This is a genomic window from Cupriavidus sp. F041, assembly GCF_057814235.1.
Map to the genome: position 1 here is coordinate 867030 of NZ_JBVASY010000001.1, position 14890 is coordinate 881919.

Consider the following 14890-nt stretch of genomic DNA (forward strand, 5'->3'; position numbering starts at 1 on the left):
CCCTGGAGCCGAGCTTCATGTACGCGCGCAACGCCATCAATGCCTACGCTCAGGTCGGTGTCCAGACCGGGGCCATGAGCGCCAGTCCTCACGGACTAATCGTCATGTTGTTCGATGGAGCGCGGGCAGCAATTGCCCGCTCCCGATTCCATATGGATGCTGGCGATATCCCGGGCAAGGGGAATGCAATCTCCAAGGCCATTGACATCATCGACAACGGCCTTCGCGCGGCCCTCGATCACAATGCGGGTGGCGAGATCGCAGCTGACCTGGAAGCCTTGTATGACTACATGTCGCGCCGGCTGATGCTGGCCAACCTGCGCAGCGACGCGGGGCTGCTGGCGGAGGTGGATGGTCTGCTCGAAAGCCTTGCGTCGGCCTGGGCACAGATCGCTGAAGCCCCCCCATCAGCCGCGGTGGCCGAGATGCCCGTCCTGGCAGTGGAGAACTAAGATGGAAGCCGTGAACATTGTCGCGCGCCACTATGAAGAACTGCTCCTGCTTTCCGAACAAATGCTGGAAGCTGCACAAGCGGGGAACTGGGATGCCATGAGCGACTTGCAGCAGGTCTACGTAGCCGAGGTCGAACAATTGCGCCGCCTCGGCCCCCAAACCGCGATGTCGGCGCACGATCGCGCGCGCCGCTACGGCATGCTCGAACGCATTCTTGCGCATGATGCATCGATCCGCCAGCTTGTGGTTCCTCAGATGGCGAGACTGGAAGCGCTGCTGGGCAGCTCCCGGCGCCGGCAGGAGCTCAGTCACGCTTACGGCGTGACTGTCTGAAAGCCTTCGCGCGCCAGTCCGCGCTTGCTCCCTTCTCCCTCCTCCGGCCTCCTTCGCTCTTTGCAGCGGCAGGTCGCCGCGAGTTGCGCTGCCCTCACGGCTCCCCGCTACTCCCGCTAGCACCATGACCGGCCTGATCCTGCCTCCCGATGCCTCCCTATCGCAGCGGTCCGAGACACAGTCAGTGCGCTCGAACCTCCCGATCAATAAACTGGCAGCCCTGTTGCCGGTCCCTGATGTCACGCAGACGTTAGCGCGCAGTACGAGCGATACCACCGGCACTGCTATCCAAGGCAGACCGACCGAGGGACTATCAAACGCCAATATCGGCGGCGCTTTGCTTCCCGCTGCCTCGACCCGGGAAACGCTGAGTTTCGCCGCCCGCACGATCCTCGACTTGCTCGACAGGGCGGGAGAGAACGTACCGCGCGCCGCCGGATTGCTATTGCCGACGCCGCCCACAGGCAAGACTGTTGCCATGCTGCCATCAGCACTCTCCAAGCTGGTCGGCCAGAGCGGGTTGTTCTATGAATCGCATTTAGCCGCCTGGCTAGGCGGTGCGCGTTCGCTTGCCTCAGTGCAGAGCGAACCTCAGGCATTGTTGGGCCGCCCCACGCAAACAGCAGACAACGCGTCCGGCGCCGCCCCTCCCCCGGCAGGCCCGCTCCTGTTGCCAGCACCTGTGGGCAAGCCCGCAGCAGCGGCATCCCCCGATACCACAACCCCGGCGAGCGCAGCGCCAAGCACGCTGGCTGACGTGGAGCTCGCGGTGGCGAAGCCGCCGACGGCCTTGTCGGCGCTATCCGCCGACAAGGCCGATGCCCAACCGCCGTCATCCGGTCTATCTGCCTTTGACGAACCCGCGCAGGCCAGACAGGACGCCATGGCCTCTTCGCCCGTTCAGACGCATAGGCCTCAGACTGTTCCGCTAGCACCCACCGCCCCGCTGCACGCCGCCCAGGCCTACGAGACCATAGCGCGAGCTGGCGAGCTAACGCACCTGACGGCGCGCTCGCCGTCGGATCTCGATCGCGAGCCGGGAAGCCAGCCAGCCAACACCGGACAGAACACTCCCGCGGTGCACCCCGCTACCGAAGATCTGGTCCGCCGGCAACTTGAGTTGCTGGCTACTCAGCAGTTCCGCTGGATCGGCGAGGCGTGGCCGGGCACACGCATGGCATGGGAGATCGCCCCCCGCCAGGTGGACGAGGGAGAGACACGAGCCGGCGTATCCGCGCAAGCCTGGTCGACACGCCTGCTGCTGCAGTTGCCGGAACTGGGTACGGTCGAGGCACGCCTGTCGATCACACCCGCCGGCCTCGAAGCGCGACTGGTGACCCCTAAACCGGCCGTGGCCGAACGATTGGATGAAGCACGCACACAACTGCATGGCAAGCTTGCGGCCAGCGGTATCCCCTTGGTACAGCTCACGGTAAGCACCGGAGCGCCGACTACATCGCGAGGTGCCACATGAGCGAAGCCGACGCGCCGCGCGGCGCAGCGATTGCACTGTCCTACCACGACAAAGATGCGGCCCCGCGGGTGGTGGCCAAGGGTTATGGCGTTGTGGCCGAGTCTATCATCGCGCGTGCTCGCGAAAGCGGAGTCTACGTACATGACTCTCCCGCCCTCGTCAGCCTGTTGATGCAGGTCGACATGGACTCGCATATCCCGCCGCAGCTTTACGTTGCGGTGGCCGAGCTGCTGGCCTGGCTATACCAGCTGGAAAACGAGCAGGCGGAAGCGGCTTCGCTCCGCCCGGCCGCACCCTAATGCATCGCGGCCACCACGCGAAGCGTCAGGCGGCGACCTGCATCGATCCCGCGGCCAGGCTCGCGCGCACAGCTGCCCCCACCCTCGCGACATCCGCCCGCTCGAGGTTGAGTCCCGATGGCAAGTTGACGCCGTGTGGCGCCAAGCCATAAGCAATCTTGTTGCGCTCGCGCGCGAATTCCGCCGCCGCGGTAGCGGCATAGGCATCGAGACTGCTGAGCGGGCTGAAAAACGGACGGCAGTCGATCCCCTGCTCACCAAGCCGGCGGATCACGGCGGCCTTGCCACCAAGACGGGCCGGGAGGATCGCCGTCACCATCCAGTAGGTGTTGCGCACGTCCTCCGCCTCGCTGTTCAGCACAATTTCCTCGCAACCGGCCAATTCATCGCGGTACCAACCGAAGATCTCGCGCTTGCGCGCCACCAGATCCTCGGCGCGCTCGATCTGGGCCAGGCCTAGTGCAGCCTGCATGCTGCTCATCTTGTACTTGTAGCCAACCTCGTGGTTCTCGAACATCGTGTCGCCAGGCCGGCGACCATGGTCACGCAGTACCATCACACGGCGATAGACCGCCTCATCCTCGGTGATCAGCATCCCGCCCTCGCCGGTGGTAAGCGTCTTCGAACCATGAAAACTAAAGGTGCCGGTCACGCCAAGTGTTCCGGCGGGCTGCCCGCGATAGCGCGATCCCGCGGCTTCCGCCGCATCCTCGATGATGGCGACGTTATGCCGCTGCGCCACTGCCTGCAAGGCCTCATAGTCAGGCATGTTGCCATACAGATCGACCGGGATTACCGCCTTGGTACGCGGGCCGATGCATGCTGCAAAGGATGCTGCCGACAGGCACCAGCTATCGGGATCGATATCGGCGAACACCGGGGTCGCGCCGACATAGCTGACAGGAGCCGCGCTGGCGATCCAGGTGCAGTCTGGCACGATCACCTCGTCTCCTGGCCCCACGCCCAGTGCCAGCAAAGAAAGATGCAGCGCCGACGTGCAAGAAGGCAGAGAAACAGCATAGCGCACGCCATGATACTCAGCGAAGGCACGCTCGAAGCGCTCGTTGTAGAGATTGGCGTCAGCGTACCAGGCGTTGGTCACCGCATCGGTAACGTAGGCGATTTCTCTTTCGGTGATCGACGGACCAGAGACAAAAAGACGCTTCATGATGATCGGGATCCTAAGAGTGGCGCGCCATGGCTGCGGCGTTGGCGCGCTTAAAGTAAGAAGAACTCCATATTCCTGCCCTGCCACTCAGGAATCGAAGAGATTGCGGCATGCGCCACGGGGGACCATTCCAACGCAGACGCGCTCCGTGTAGGCAGGCAGTGCCGCCGGCACACGCTCACGCCCCCCCTGCCAACTTCGTCCTCCAAGCGCGCATTCCTGTCGGAGAAGAATTTGATATGCGCCATCGCCGTCGGAACCCCGGGCAAGATAGTTACCAGAAAGAGCCCGCTCCGTAGAGTGCACTGGCATAGCCGACGTCCGTTACATCGAACAGAAAGGCCACGACCTGCGGATACTTGCAAACCCGGCCTGGCAGCCGCATCAAACTCGTTTCAAATAACCGTCCGGCGCGACCGTGATCAGGAGCTTGTCCTCGACTTGCCGGTCGATCTCGAAGCGCAGGGGATCACCGTCCGCAGCCAACGTCCGCTCACGTTCTATGCCTTCAAGATATGCCCATACCGCAGTCTTCGGGTTATTCCCCTTACCCCACGGTCGCGCGCTGGAGAGATGTTCCGGCTGGTCTTCCACCACGGTATCGAACACCACGCAATAGCTTCCGGGCGTGGTCAGGGGTGCATATGCCTGCAACTCTGCGAGGACGTGCGCATGCGTGTGATTGGAATCCAGGCATACGAGCACCCGCGCCTTGCCGCTGGCCTTCTCCTGGACCTGTTTAACGATCGCCGGATCGATGCTTGATCCTTGCAACATTGTGATCCGCCGCGCCATCGGGTGCGCTTCGATCGCTTCGCGGTTGTGTGCACGGATATCGACGTCGATGCCAAGCACCTCGGCATGCTGCGGGCCTCCACAAATCGCGTTGAGCTCCAGCATGGACGCCGAGAAGATCAGCGAGCCGCCGTGCGCTATCCCGGTCTCGATAATCAGGTCCGGCTGGATACGGAAGATCAACTCCTGCATCGCGATGATGTCCTGTGGCACCTGGATAATCGGCCTGCCCAGCCAGCTGAAGTTGTAGGAATACTTGCCCTCGGCGACCGAAAACATCCACTCGCGCGAACCGGCGCGCAAAGCGGGGTCGCTTCCGAGCACGCGGATGTTCTCTTTGACTTCGTTCTGGAATGCTTCAATCGGGCCCATCATGATCTCCGGTATTTCGTTCAATGATTACTTTGTCGATACGCCCACCAATCTGGGCGCCTATATACAAGCACTGTGAATAATGCGCGGGAAAGCCAGCTGCTTTCATGGCCGCCGCCGTCTCGTCGATGTCATATGGCACGCGGTGCAGAGTCACCTCATCATCCCCCAACACCGCGAAGGCGGCGCGCGGATCGCCATCACGCGGCTGACCCACCGAGCCCGGGTTGCAGTACTGCTTGGCGCCGAAATCCGCCAGTACCTGCACGTGTGTATGCCCGGAGAACAACCTGCGCGCATGCGCGGGTATAGAGTCCTCGTTGACCCGGTAGAGATACTGGTCCAGCGGGTCCTCCGGCCCCCCATGCACAAAGTGGGTGTCACCCTCGATTAGCATCGGCACCGAACGAGCCAGCCACGCCACCTGCGTCGGCGTCACCACGCAGCGCTGGAACGTCATGATCTCGGACACCATGCGCGATCGCGAACACGCCAGGCCCTCGACCATATAGTGGTCATGGTTACCCATGATGTTGAGCACTTCGTGCTCGCGCAGCAGGTCGATGCATTCACCAGGCTGCGCGTAATAGCCCACCACGTCGCCAAGAGAGATGAAACGCCGGCAGCCCAGCCCCCGGCCCGCCGCGAGGACGGCCTTCAGGGCCGGCAGGTTGCCGTGTATGTCAGATAGGATGCCGATCATGGGTAACAAGATCCTCGGAATAGCGCCATGCCCTCCCGCCAGTTGGCGTCGGCTCCGTGGGACGCTGGCCATGGAGGTAGAACTCCAGGCTCATGGCGGCTTCGTTGTAGCCGAAAGCGGTACGCAGAGAAGTGCTGCTGGAAAAGCGCGGATTGATCTCCAGCAAGAAGGGCTTTCCTCCTTCCTTGCGGAACTGGTAGTTGGTCGGGCCGAGCGGCCTGAAGTGCCCGCTCAGTGCCGCGCTCGCTCGCTCGATCGCGGCATCGCGCACCACTTCGGCATAACCCGTATTGCCGGCGGCTGACAGGCGACGGCGGAACACAATCGGCGCCAGCATATCGCCCTCGCCGAGACCGAACACCCCAACCGTATATTCTTCGTCGTCACTGCCAACGATGCGCTGGACCATGAACTCCCGGCTTGACTTGCGTCGCCAGTACAGGAAGTCCTCCTCGTCCTCCAGCCGGACGATGCCTCGGCCAGCGCTCCCATGACGCGGCTTCATCAAAAGGGGCGGCGGCCCCAGCCGCGCCGTGCAGGATGCCCAGTCCCCTTCAAGCAGCGCGGGGATAGCGAGGGCGCCCAGCCCTGCCGGAGCTTGACCCAGTGCCTGCGCCAGCGCCCATTTATCCTGGCCCATCGCGATCAGTTCATCCGTATTGAGGCAAAGCCTCACCCCCATCTCTTCGAACTGTGCGCGATGACGGGCCAGATACGCCACGTCGATCTCGAGGCCAGGGATGATGAGCCGAACGCCCTCGCCGGCGACGAGATCGCGCCAGTACGCCAGGTAGCGCTCGTCCTCTTCGTCGCAACGCGGCTTCGGATAGAAGGCGTCACAGAGAAAGGCCCCCATCGAGTCCGCGTTCCGATCGACACCGACTACCCGGGGTGCTCCGTCGCAACTCCGCAGGCTCTTTACGATGCCTTGCCCAATGATCGCACCAACCCCGGTAACGACCGTCGTCAGCGATTTGCGAGTGCCAAAAGCAGGATCCCGGCTCATGTCACGTCCAATGGACCGAAGGCGGCCCAGCTACCGGCGTCCCGGATCAACGCAATGCCTTGTGCCATCGATATGGACGGCGCGAGATCGAGCCGCTCGAAAGCGGCTCGTCCATCAGGCGCGGCGATGCCGCGGAACGGCGCCTTCTCTGGAGCGCACAACACATTGCCGCCCTTGCCGAATATCTCGTACGCCAGTGCGGCAATATGCTCGTGCGCCATCGATTCCGGGTGCGCGACATCCATCGTGCAGTCCTCGCCGCGCCTCGCCGCGGCGAGTATCATGGCGGCGGCATCTTGCACGTGGAGGAAGTTCCGCGTTCCTGCTGACGCCGGCATGCGAAGGTCTAGGCCACGCGCAGCATAGGCAATGATGCGCCCAAACCAGGGCTGATGACGCACGCATTCCCCGGCAACATCGTAGAGCTGAGGCAGCCGCAGCGTACAGCAGCGGCCTCCCTGGCGGCGCATACCCCAGGCAAGAATCTGCTCCCCCTGGGCCTTGGAAAGACCATAAGAGTTCACGCCCGCCGAATCCACGCCATCGATCGAGAAGATGCTACCTGCGTTCACCACCTGCGCGCATTGAAGCCGCTCGGCCAGATCCAGCACCCAATGGCAGCCAAGTGCGTTCACCAGAAAATTCTTGCGAACACCTTCGCGACTGTCACCGAGGAAGCTCGCGGCGCAATGAAAGAGGACGTCGGCACGCATCGAGGCATCCGGTCCGGCTCCCAGCCAGCCGGATTCGAGGTCGAGTCCGATAGCGGCCTGCTCGACGCGCCCCGCTGTCAGGACAGCTACTCCCTCCGCTTCAAGCCGGGTGATAAGCTGGCGCCCCAACATCGATGTCGCACCGACAACGACGGCTGTCTTCATACTGGCTGCACCTCCATCAACAGGCCGACACACAAGTCCGGGAAATCGATACCGACCTTCAGCATGGCTTTCAGGTTTGCCTCCAGGTCCGGCAGTGTCTTCAGCACGCCGAGCGGAAGCGGCTTGAGGTAAATGCCTTCCTCGTGCAATACCTGGTAGCCATGCTCGTGCAGCAGGCCACGCAGCGTGTCACGGCAAAACTGGCGCTGATGCCCCAGGGCGATGTCGTTGGCGTTGAGGCTGTAGATATCGTCAATCATGCCAAGCTCCAGGCCAAGCCTGCGATTCATCGATTTGGCATTCGGCACCGCCACATACATCCGGCCGCCCGGCTTGAGGAAGCGGCGATAGCGCGCCAGCAGCAAGCCGGGATCGTCGACATGCTCGAGAATGAAGCCCATTACGATGACATCAAATCGCTCGTCGGTATCGAATTCCTCGAAATAGCCCTCGACAAGCTGGGCCGGACTATCTGGATGATTGCTGCGGAACAGTTCGATCACGCGCGGAGAGCCCTCGATGATCACATGCCTCTCGGCGTGTGCACTGAAACTCTTGGCGGTAAACCCGTGGCCCAGGCCAAGCTCCAGCAGGCTATCGCAGCGGCCGAAGCGGTGCGTGATACGGCGCGGATACCAATGAAGGATCAGGTCGTTTTCCAGCGACGTCGCTGCGTTGGGAAAATACTCCGATGAAACGGCATCAAGTCGGTTCATTGCTTACTCCATTTCAGCGCATGCTCGCGCCTCATCGACGCACACACTGCGCCATGACTCGGTGCCCGAGCAGATGTAAAGGCCTCCGTCACTCCCGCAGTTGGCAACCAGGTCGAGTGCGGTGACATAGGGCGTGAAGGCTCCGTGGCGTTGCGGATAGGGACTTAGCCGATAGGCCATGTACTCGACCGCAACACCGCATTGTTCAAATAGCGCGTGATCCAGATAATGCCTGGCGCCGTGGCCCGTCAGATAGCGGCTCGCGCCCAGCCGCTGGCATAGCGCAAGCAGGCGCTGACTGCTTTCTCCCGGTACGCCCACCGCCGAGGAATCAAGGAAGGTCCTGCCGGCCTCGAGCCCGAAGTATTTCACCAGCGCCATGGTCGAGGCGCGTCCGAGGTCCGACAGGCGCTGAGCCGGCGCCGAGAACACTTGATCCACCAGTGCCAGCATGTCCTGCAAGTGAGGAGTGCCGCGGTACGCCTGGCGCAGGATGTCGCGATTCTTGCCTCGCCAGTCGGTGCTGTCGTCGAGCTCAAGCTCGCAAATCAGGCTGCCACGGTGCCGATCGCGCAGCGGTACGGTCATCCAGCGCACGCCATCCCGGGTCTTGACCTGCACCCGGTTGAAGAAGCCGCGTGCGAACTGAACGTCGTCATAGAAGACGTAGGTATCGCACAGCTTGATTTGCTCAAGCATGCCAACCCAGGGAAAGAACATGGGCTGCGACACCACCAGGCTGCGGGCCGGCGCGCCGGAGCTTATCGTCGACAACTCAAGCGCCGGCATGATCAAGCATCCTGATTTCGGGCACCGCCACGGCGAAGCGCCCGCCCCACTCGCGGACATAGGCATGCTGGTCGGACACTTCGCCGGCGATGTTCCATGGCAGGATCAGCACCACGTCGGGCCGGTGCTCGCGCAACCGCGCGGGTTCGACCACCGGAATATGACTGCCGGGCAAATATGTTCCCTGCTTGGACGCCGCAGCGTCGCAGACGAACAGAAGCAAGTCCTGTTTCACGCCTGCGTAGTTGAGCAGGGTGTTGCCTTTGGCAGCGGCGCCATATGCCGCCACTTTGCGTCCTGCTCGCTTCTGCTCGAGCAGGAACACGAGGAGTCTATCCTTGACGTTGTCTGCGCGCGATTGAAAGCTGAGGTAGGTCGGCAGCCGCCGCAGGCCAAAGCGCTCCTCGGCTTCGAGCAACTCCGCCACTGCCGGCGTCAGTGTGCGTGAGTCCTCAGCATGGCAGCCGTAAACGCGCAGGCTACCACCATGGGTTGGCAGTTCATCCACGTCGAACACACGCAATCCGGCATTGGCAAAGATCCGTTGCACAGTGTAAAGAGACAGATAGGAAAAGTGTTCGTGATACACAGTGTCGAACTGATTTTGCCCGATCAGGCGCATCAGGTGCGGAAACTCCAGCGTAATCGTCCCGCCTGGTTTCAGCGCGGCCTTTAGCCCACGTGTGAAGTCGTTGATGTCCGGCACATGTGCGAAGACATTATTGCCGGCAATCAAGTCCGCCTGCCCACCCTGCGCGGCCAAGCGCTCGCCCAGAGCTTGCCCAAAGAACTCCCGCATGGTCGGGACACCCTGGCGTTCTGCAGCCTGGGCAGTGCTGGCGGTCGGCTCGATGCCAAGGCATGGAACACCTGCGGCCACGAAGTTCTTCAGCAGGTAGCCGTCGTTGGAGGCAATTTCGATCACGAAGCTATCTGCCCCCAGATGAAGACGCTGGGAAACTTCGTGGACGTAGCGGGCCGCATGGTCGAGCCACGTCTGCGAAGTGGACGAGAAATAGGCGTAATCGTGACGAAAGAGTTCGTCGGCGCGCGCATAATCGTCGGTCTGGACGAGCCAGCAGTGCGTGCATACATGCAGTTTGAGCGGGAAATACATCTCGGGCGCACGCAACTCGGCAGCACTCAGGTAGGCATTGGACGGTGGGGCGAACCCCAGGTCGAGAAAGACGTGTTCAAGCGCTGTATTGCAGTGACGGCAATTCATAGGCAAATACCGGAGAATCCGGTGCTCAAGATGGGATGGGACACGTCGCGCGCAGACACCTCCGCGACCGGCAAGGGCCAACGAATGCCAAACGCAGGGTCGTCATAGCGCACGCCACCTTCCGCCTCCGGCGCATAGCTAGCGGTGTGCAGGTATAACAGTTCACTTTCCGGCTCCAGCGCCTGGAAGCCATGCGCGCATCCCTCGGGAATCACGAGCATGCGGGCGTTCGCGGCGCTCAGTTCCTCGCCATGCCATTGCAGGAAGGTAGGCGATCCGGCGCGCAGGTCGAGTACGACATCCCAGACCCGGCCGCGTATGCAGCGCACCAGCTTCATTTCGGCATGAGGCGGGGACTGAAAGTGCAAACCTCGCAGCGCCCCTACCTTGCTGGTGCGCGAATGATTGGCCTGGACCACCTGCCGCTCCCCGAGCACCTGCGCCAGTTCGTCGACGCAGAACAACCTGGCAAATGCGCCGCGGTGATCTGCCACGGGCATGGACTGGACCACCGCCGCACCGCCGATGGCGATCGGAATCACCTTCATGCGCTCACCCAGTTTGCGTCAACTGATGCGGCCGCTGCGATATATCCCGAGATCTGCTGGCGTGTGGCCAGCGCGGCAGAAGCCGGGCACTCCCGATACCAGGCCGCGGTTGCCTCCAGCGCTTGCTCAAGGCTCCAGACCGGCTGCCACCCAAGTCTCGCCCTGGCCTGTGAGCTGTCCAGGTAGAGCAGTGTCGCCTCATGAGCCTGCTGCAGATCGGACACCTTCCAGGCCAACTCGGGCCAATGCCGCTTCATCAACTCGAGCACGGACTCGACCGTACGATTGTCCTGTGCTGCGGGACCGAAATTCCAGGCTGTAGCGCAGGACTTGTCACCTTCCAGCAATCGCTGCCCAAGCACGAGATAGCCGGCGAGACAGTCGAGCACATGCTGCCACGGCCGCGTGGCATGTGGCGAGCGAATCTCCAGCGCCTGCCCGCTGGAGATCGCGCGCACAAGATCTGGGATGAGTCGATCCTGGGACCAATCGCCACCGCCGATCACATTGCCAGCGCGCGCAGTTGCCACCAGCGGCGCACCACCTTGCGCGAAGAATGCCTGGCGATAGCTCGCCGCGACCAGCTCGGCGGCAGCCTTGGAGGCGCTGTATGGATCGAAACCGCCAAGGCGGTCGTTCTCCCGGTAGCCCCACGGCCACTCCTGGTTGGCGTACACCTTATCGGTGGTGACCACCACCACTGCCCGAACGCAGGTATGGCGGCGGCAAGCCTCAAGCACATTGGCCGTGCCCATGACATTGGTCGACCAACTCTCGAGGGGGTCACGGTACGACTGGCGCACCAGCGGTTGGGCTGCCAGGTGGAAGACTATCTCCGCCTGGCTCTGCCGCAAGGCGGCGTCGAGCGCCGGCTGGTCGCGCACATCGCAGCGCAGATCCGTCACCGACAGGTTCAGCAATTGCCAGTGGCTGGTCGTGGACGCGGGCGACAGGGCATAGCCCGTGATTTCGGCGCCCAACGCGCTCAGCCATTGCGCCAGCCAACTGCCCTTGAAGCCGGTATGGCCGGTCAGCAGTACACGGCGGCCGGAGTACACATTGCCGAACTGTTTCACGCCCAGACCTTCCACGGCGGATTGCCACTCGCCCAAAGATTCTCGAGGTAGTTTTTGTCCCGCAAGGTGTCCATGGCTTGCCAGAACCCGTCGTGCGCATAGGCATGCAGGCCACCCAGCGCAGCCAGTCTGGTCATCGGCTCACCCTCCCAGATGGTGGCATCGCCCTCGACCATGTCGATTACCGAGGGATCAAGCACGAAGAATCCCCCGTTGATCCACGAACCGTCCCCGGCCGGCTTCTCCTGGAAGCCCTGCACCGAAGTACCGTTCACGCTCAATGCGCCATAGCGTCCGGGAAGTTGGATCGCAGTCACCGTGGCCGCCTTGCCATGCTGGAGGTGGAATTCGAGTAGCGCCCGAATATCGATATCCGACACGCCGTCGCCATAGGTGAAGCAGAACGGCTCGTTATCCAGGTATTCGCGCACCCGCTTCATGCGCCCGCCGGTCATGGTGTGCTCGCCGGTCTCCACCAGCGTGACCCGCCACGGCTCCACATGGCGTTGGTGAACCTCCATCCGGTTATGCTCCATGTCGAAGGTAACGTCCGACATGTGAAGAAAGTAGTTGGCGAAATACTCTTTAATGAGGTAACCCTTGTATCCCAGGCAGATCACGAAGTCATTGATCCCGTAATGGGAGTAGGTCTTCATGATGTGCCAGAGGATCGGCTTGCCACCAATCTCGATCATGGGCTTCGGGCGCAGGTGCGATTCTTCCGAGATGCGCGTGCCGAGCCCGCCCGCCAGGATCACCGCTTTCATGCCGTCGCCTCCTCTAGTTGATCCGGAATGCCGGCAATCTCGAACATCGAGGGCACCGGCTGCCCTTCGAGATAGGCGAGATTCAGGCCAAAGGCCTGTTGCAGGAACTCATCAAGCACGGTCTTGTCCTGACCGCACTCGTCGAGCCGCACCAGCAATAAGCGGTACAGGGGCAGCGAGTACTTGCGCAAGCTCGCGCTCTCTATCAGTAAATCCAGAGCGGCCTGCTTGTCTCCCTGTCTATATGCGAACTCGGATAGCGCATAGGCTACCAGCCAGTGCTTACTCCACTTTGCAGAGATATTTTCCAGGAGGTTTTCCAATCCCTGGTCGTTGCCAGAACGCAATGCGGCTACCACGGCGATGATGATCTCCTCCATGGGGTTCCAACGCCCGTTGAAGAAGACGCCATCGGCTGAATCTTGCTGAATCTGCCCCGGTTGACGATACGAGCCGACCCAACCCGCCACTTCCGTCTCGAACCATCGACAGAAGCCGGCGGCATCGAACAAAGGGCTGGCTTCGAACATCGGCCGGATCGACATGCGCAGCGCATTGAGATGCGCGACGTCGGCTGCAAGTCCTGCCGCCACATCAACGTATTCGGCCTCGTTCTGGCAAATCAGCCCATCTAGTCCCACTGCATGCAGATAGGACGTGGCAAGGCGTTCGTGACATGCCCGACCCGAAAGCGTCACGATCGGCACCCCCATCCACAGCGCGTCGCACGCATTTGCACCGCCAGTCATGGGAGTGGTATCAAGCACGACATCGATATTGTGATACATCAGGTACTGGTTCTCGCTACGCCGAGGTACGCAAATCACCCGCTCGCTGTCTATGCCGGCCTGCGTCATGCGTCCAAGCAGGGGAACGCGCACCGCGTCGTTGTCCAGCCCGGCGCACTCCACCAGCAGCTTGCTGCCAGGAGAGCGCGCCAGCACCATGCCCCACAACCGCATAGTCCGGGTACTGATCTTGGCGATGTTGATGCAGCAGCCATAGGTCACATAGCCATTCGCCAGCGCCGGGGTGGCGCGGGTCCGGTATGCCGCGCCATATGCAGCCAGGGGCCGCACCACCAAGGGGTAATAGACTGCGCCCACTACCGGCGCGCGCAGCAGTTGCTCGGTGTGATGGGTCTCATTGCCTGCAGGATCGGTGGACCAGTCAGTGAGCCGATAGTCAATCTGGCGCATGCCGGTGGAACCCGGGTATCCCATCCAGGTGAGTTGGATCGCAGCCAGCCGGTGTGCCATGTAGCGCAGGGGCGTATTGCGGGTGTAACCGCCCAGGTCGATCAGCACATCCAGCGCGGCATCGCGAATGGTTTCGACAATCGTGCCCTCAGGCTGGCCAGAGACGTCGACGAAACGATCCGAATAGTATTGAATCTTTTGCGTGACATTGTCCTGCCGTCCGTTCAACGAGAACACATGCACCTCGAACCGGGAATGATCAATATTCGCCAGGAAGGGAATGATGAAATAGGCGCAAACGTGTGCGTAGAGGTCGTTAGAGAGCAGCCCCAGGCGAATACGTCCGCTATCCTTCGGCCTGGGCGGGTGATAGTTTGCAGCTCTGGGCGGAGTCAGCAGCGCGGCGCAGCTCTGCGCCTCACGCAGTATGTCCGACCCTTTGGTGTTCTCGTCGAACAGCATGGTAAACAGCAGGCTGAACCGGACCAGCTCACTGCGCGGGGAAAGCGCGATGGCTTTGCGCAGCACGGCTACCGCTTCCGCGACGTCGCCGGTTTCTTTCAGCGTATTGGCGTAGTTCGACAGGACACCCGCATTGGCTGGAGCCAGCGCCAGCGCCCTTAGCGCAGCGTCCTTGGCGGCATAGTAGTCTTGCAGACTATACAAAACCGCCGAGTAGTTCGACCAGGCGGCCCAGAGTGACTGATCTATCCCTATCGCTGACTCGAGGAGGGCCTTGGCCTGCTCGTAGAGGCCGAGGTCCATCAGGATTTCGCCCGCCAGGATCCGCAGGACCGCGTTGCCAGCAAACTTCTCAAGCGCCTCGTCAGCAATCCGGCGAGCCTCCATGGTGGCTCCGAGGGCCATGTTGGAAAGCGCGCGCCAGTAGTAGGTATCCGGATGACTCTGGTCAATCTTCTCAGCCTGCTCGGCATGCCGGATGCAGTCGTGGAAGCGCTGAGCCGCATAGCTCGCCTTCGCCTGAGTCAGGTGGCGTGTTACTCGGGACGCGAGATGGATCTTCTGCATGATTTAGGAGTGTTGGACCTCAGTGACCGGCAATGACACTGCGCGGCGGCCCACGACAGA

The 14890-nt window shown here is 62.0% G+C and carries 16 protein-coding genes; 4 read left to right on the top strand and 12 right to left on the bottom strand.

Annotated features, from left to right (window positions below; all coding sequences use genetic code 11):
- The first annotated feature begins 17 nt into the window (after positions 1-17).
- From fliS to ACZY0R_RS03995, 4 genes are all read left to right on the top strand, one after another.
- Positions 18-452, top strand: a complete 435-nt coding sequence (fliS, locus tag ACZY0R_RS03980) for a flagellar export chaperone FliS (protein ID WP_488857218.1) — start codon at positions 18-20, stop codon at positions 450-452.
- A gap of 1 nt (position 453) precedes the next feature.
- Entirely contained in the window at positions 454-786 is a 333-nt protein-coding gene (locus tag ACZY0R_RS03985) for a flagellar protein FliT (RefSeq protein ID WP_488857219.1), read from the top strand.
- A 124-nt stretch (positions 787-910) separates the two neighbouring features.
- Positions 911-2260 carry a flagellar hook-length control protein FliK gene (fliK, locus tag ACZY0R_RS03990; RefSeq protein WP_488857220.1) on the top strand — a complete coding sequence of 450 codons (1350 nt, stop codon included), beginning with the start codon at positions 911-913 and terminating at the stop codon, positions 2258-2260.
- Positions 2257-2559 carry an EscU/YscU/HrcU family type III secretion system export apparatus switch protein gene (locus tag ACZY0R_RS03995; RefSeq protein WP_488857222.1) on the top strand — a complete coding sequence of 101 codons (303 nt, stop codon included), beginning with the start codon at positions 2257-2259 and terminating at the stop codon, positions 2557-2559. The genes fliK and ACZY0R_RS03995 overlap by 4 nt, the downstream gene beginning before the upstream one ends.
- 25 nt (positions 2560-2584) lie before the next feature.
- Here the strand turns inward: ACZY0R_RS03995 and ACZY0R_RS04000 are convergent, their stop codons facing one another.
- The 12 genes from ACZY0R_RS04000 to ACZY0R_RS04055 form a co-directional block, all read right to left on the bottom strand.
- Positions 2585-3814: a DegT/DnrJ/EryC1/StrS family aminotransferase gene (locus ACZY0R_RS04000; protein WP_488857223.1), complete on the bottom strand. Its 1230-nt coding sequence runs from the start codon at positions 3812-3814 to the stop codon at positions 2585-2587.
- Positions 3815-4111: 297 nt separating this feature from the next.
- Positions 4112-4894 carry a cephalosporin hydroxylase family protein gene (locus tag ACZY0R_RS04005; protein WP_488859494.1) on the bottom strand — a complete coding sequence of 261 codons (783 nt, stop codon included), beginning with the start codon at positions 4892-4894 and terminating at the stop codon, positions 4112-4114.
- Positions 4881-5597, bottom strand: a complete 717-nt coding sequence (locus tag ACZY0R_RS04010; protein ID WP_488857224.1) for a metallophosphoesterase family protein — start codon at positions 5595-5597, stop codon at positions 4881-4883. Before ACZY0R_RS04010 ends, ACZY0R_RS04005 begins: the two co-directional genes overlap by 14 nt.
- Entirely contained in the window at positions 5578-6603 is a 1026-nt protein-coding gene (locus tag ACZY0R_RS04015) for an ATP-grasp domain-containing protein (protein WP_488857225.1), read from the bottom strand. Before ACZY0R_RS04015 ends, ACZY0R_RS04010 begins: the two co-directional genes overlap by 20 nt.
- Positions 6600-7481: an NAD-dependent epimerase/dehydratase family protein gene (locus ACZY0R_RS04020; RefSeq protein WP_488857226.1), complete on the bottom strand. Its 882-nt coding sequence runs from the start codon at positions 7479-7481 to the stop codon at positions 6600-6602. The genes ACZY0R_RS04015 and ACZY0R_RS04020 overlap by 4 nt, the downstream gene beginning before the upstream one ends.
- Positions 7478-8197 (bottom strand): class I SAM-dependent methyltransferase, encoded by a 720-nt coding sequence (locus tag ACZY0R_RS04025; protein ID WP_488857227.1) that lies wholly within the window; start codon positions 8195-8197, stop codon positions 7478-7480. Before ACZY0R_RS04025 ends, ACZY0R_RS04020 begins: the two co-directional genes overlap by 4 nt.
- Positions 8198-8200: 3 nt before the next feature.
- Entirely contained in the window at positions 8201-8986 is a 786-nt protein-coding gene (locus ACZY0R_RS04030) for a WbqC family protein (RefSeq protein WP_488857228.1), read from the bottom strand.
- Positions 8973-10211: a methyltransferase domain-containing protein gene (locus ACZY0R_RS04035; protein WP_488857229.1), complete on the bottom strand. Its 1239-nt coding sequence runs from the start codon at positions 10209-10211 to the stop codon at positions 8973-8975. The genes ACZY0R_RS04030 and ACZY0R_RS04035 overlap by 14 nt, the downstream gene beginning before the upstream one ends.
- Positions 10208-10759, bottom strand: a complete 552-nt coding sequence (locus ACZY0R_RS04040; protein WP_488857231.1) for a dTDP-4-dehydrorhamnose 3,5-epimerase family protein — start codon at positions 10757-10759, stop codon at positions 10208-10210. The genes ACZY0R_RS04035 and ACZY0R_RS04040 overlap by 4 nt, the downstream gene beginning before the upstream one ends.
- Positions 10756-11850 carry a CDP-glucose 4,6-dehydratase gene (gene rfbG, locus ACZY0R_RS04045; protein ID WP_488857232.1) on the bottom strand — a complete coding sequence of 365 codons (1095 nt, stop codon included), beginning with the start codon at positions 11848-11850 and terminating at the stop codon, positions 10756-10758. Before rfbG ends, ACZY0R_RS04040 begins: the two co-directional genes overlap by 4 nt.
- Positions 11832-12602 carry a glucose-1-phosphate cytidylyltransferase gene (gene rfbF, locus ACZY0R_RS04050; RefSeq protein ID WP_488857233.1) on the bottom strand — a complete coding sequence of 257 codons (771 nt, stop codon included), beginning with the start codon at positions 12600-12602 and terminating at the stop codon, positions 11832-11834. Before rfbF ends, rfbG begins: the two co-directional genes overlap by 19 nt.
- Entirely contained in the window at positions 12599-14830 is a 2232-nt protein-coding gene (locus tag ACZY0R_RS04055) for an O-linked N-acetylglucosamine transferase, SPINDLY family protein (protein WP_488857234.1), read from the bottom strand. The genes rfbF and ACZY0R_RS04055 overlap by 4 nt, the downstream gene beginning before the upstream one ends.
- Positions 14831-14890: the final 60 nt, after the last annotated feature.

What these genes read in the sequence shown, in the direction of transcription:
- fliS (WP_488857218.1), top strand. Translation starts at nt 18, where the DNA reads ATGTACGCGCGCAACGCCATCAATGCCTACGCTCAGGTCGGTGTCCAG.
- ACZY0R_RS03985 (WP_488857219.1), top strand. Translation starts at nt 454, where the DNA reads ATGGAAGCCGTGAACATTGTCGCGCGCCACTATGAAGAACTGCTCCTG.
- fliK (WP_488857220.1), top strand. Translation starts at nt 911, where the DNA reads ATGACCGGCCTGATCCTGCCTCCCGATGCCTCCCTATCGCAGCGGTCC.
- ACZY0R_RS03995 (WP_488857222.1), top strand. Translation starts at nt 2,257, where the DNA reads ATGAGCGAAGCCGACGCGCCGCGCGGCGCAGCGATTGCACTGTCCTAC.
- ACZY0R_RS04005 (WP_488859494.1), bottom strand. Translation starts at nt 4,894, where the DNA reads ATGGGCCCGATTGAAGCATTCCAGAACGAAGTCAAAGAGAACATCCGC.
- ACZY0R_RS04010 (WP_488857224.1), bottom strand. Translation starts at nt 5,597, where the DNA reads ATGATCGGCATCCTATCTGACATACACGGCAACCTGCCGGCCCTGAAG.
- ACZY0R_RS04015 (WP_488857225.1), bottom strand. Translation starts at nt 6,603, where the DNA reads ATGAGCCGGGATCCTGCTTTTGGCACTCGCAAATCGCTGACGACGGTC.
- ACZY0R_RS04020 (WP_488857226.1), bottom strand. Translation starts at nt 7,481, where the DNA reads ATGAAGACAGCCGTCGTTGTCGGTGCGACATCGATGTTGGGGCGCCAG.
- ACZY0R_RS04025 (WP_488857227.1), bottom strand. Translation starts at nt 8,197, where the DNA reads ATGAACCGACTTGATGCCGTTTCATCGGAGTATTTTCCCAACGCAGCG.
- ACZY0R_RS04030 (WP_488857228.1), bottom strand. Translation starts at nt 8,986, where the DNA reads ATGCCGGCGCTTGAGTTGTCGACGATAAGCTCCGGCGCGCCGGCCCGC.
- ACZY0R_RS04035 (WP_488857229.1), bottom strand. Translation starts at nt 10,211, where the DNA reads ATGAATTGCCGTCACTGCAATACAGCGCTTGAACACGTCTTTCTCGAC.
- ACZY0R_RS04040 (WP_488857231.1), bottom strand. Translation starts at nt 10,759, where the DNA reads ATGAAGGTGATTCCGATCGCCATCGGCGGTGCGGCGGTGGTCCAGTCC.
- rfbF (WP_488857233.1), bottom strand. Translation starts at nt 12,602, where the DNA reads ATGAAAGCGGTGATCCTGGCGGGCGGGCTCGGCACGCGCATCTCGGAA.
- ACZY0R_RS04055 (WP_488857234.1), bottom strand. Translation starts at nt 14,830, where the DNA reads ATGCAGAAGATCCATCTCGCGTCCCGAGTAACACGCCACCTGACTCAG.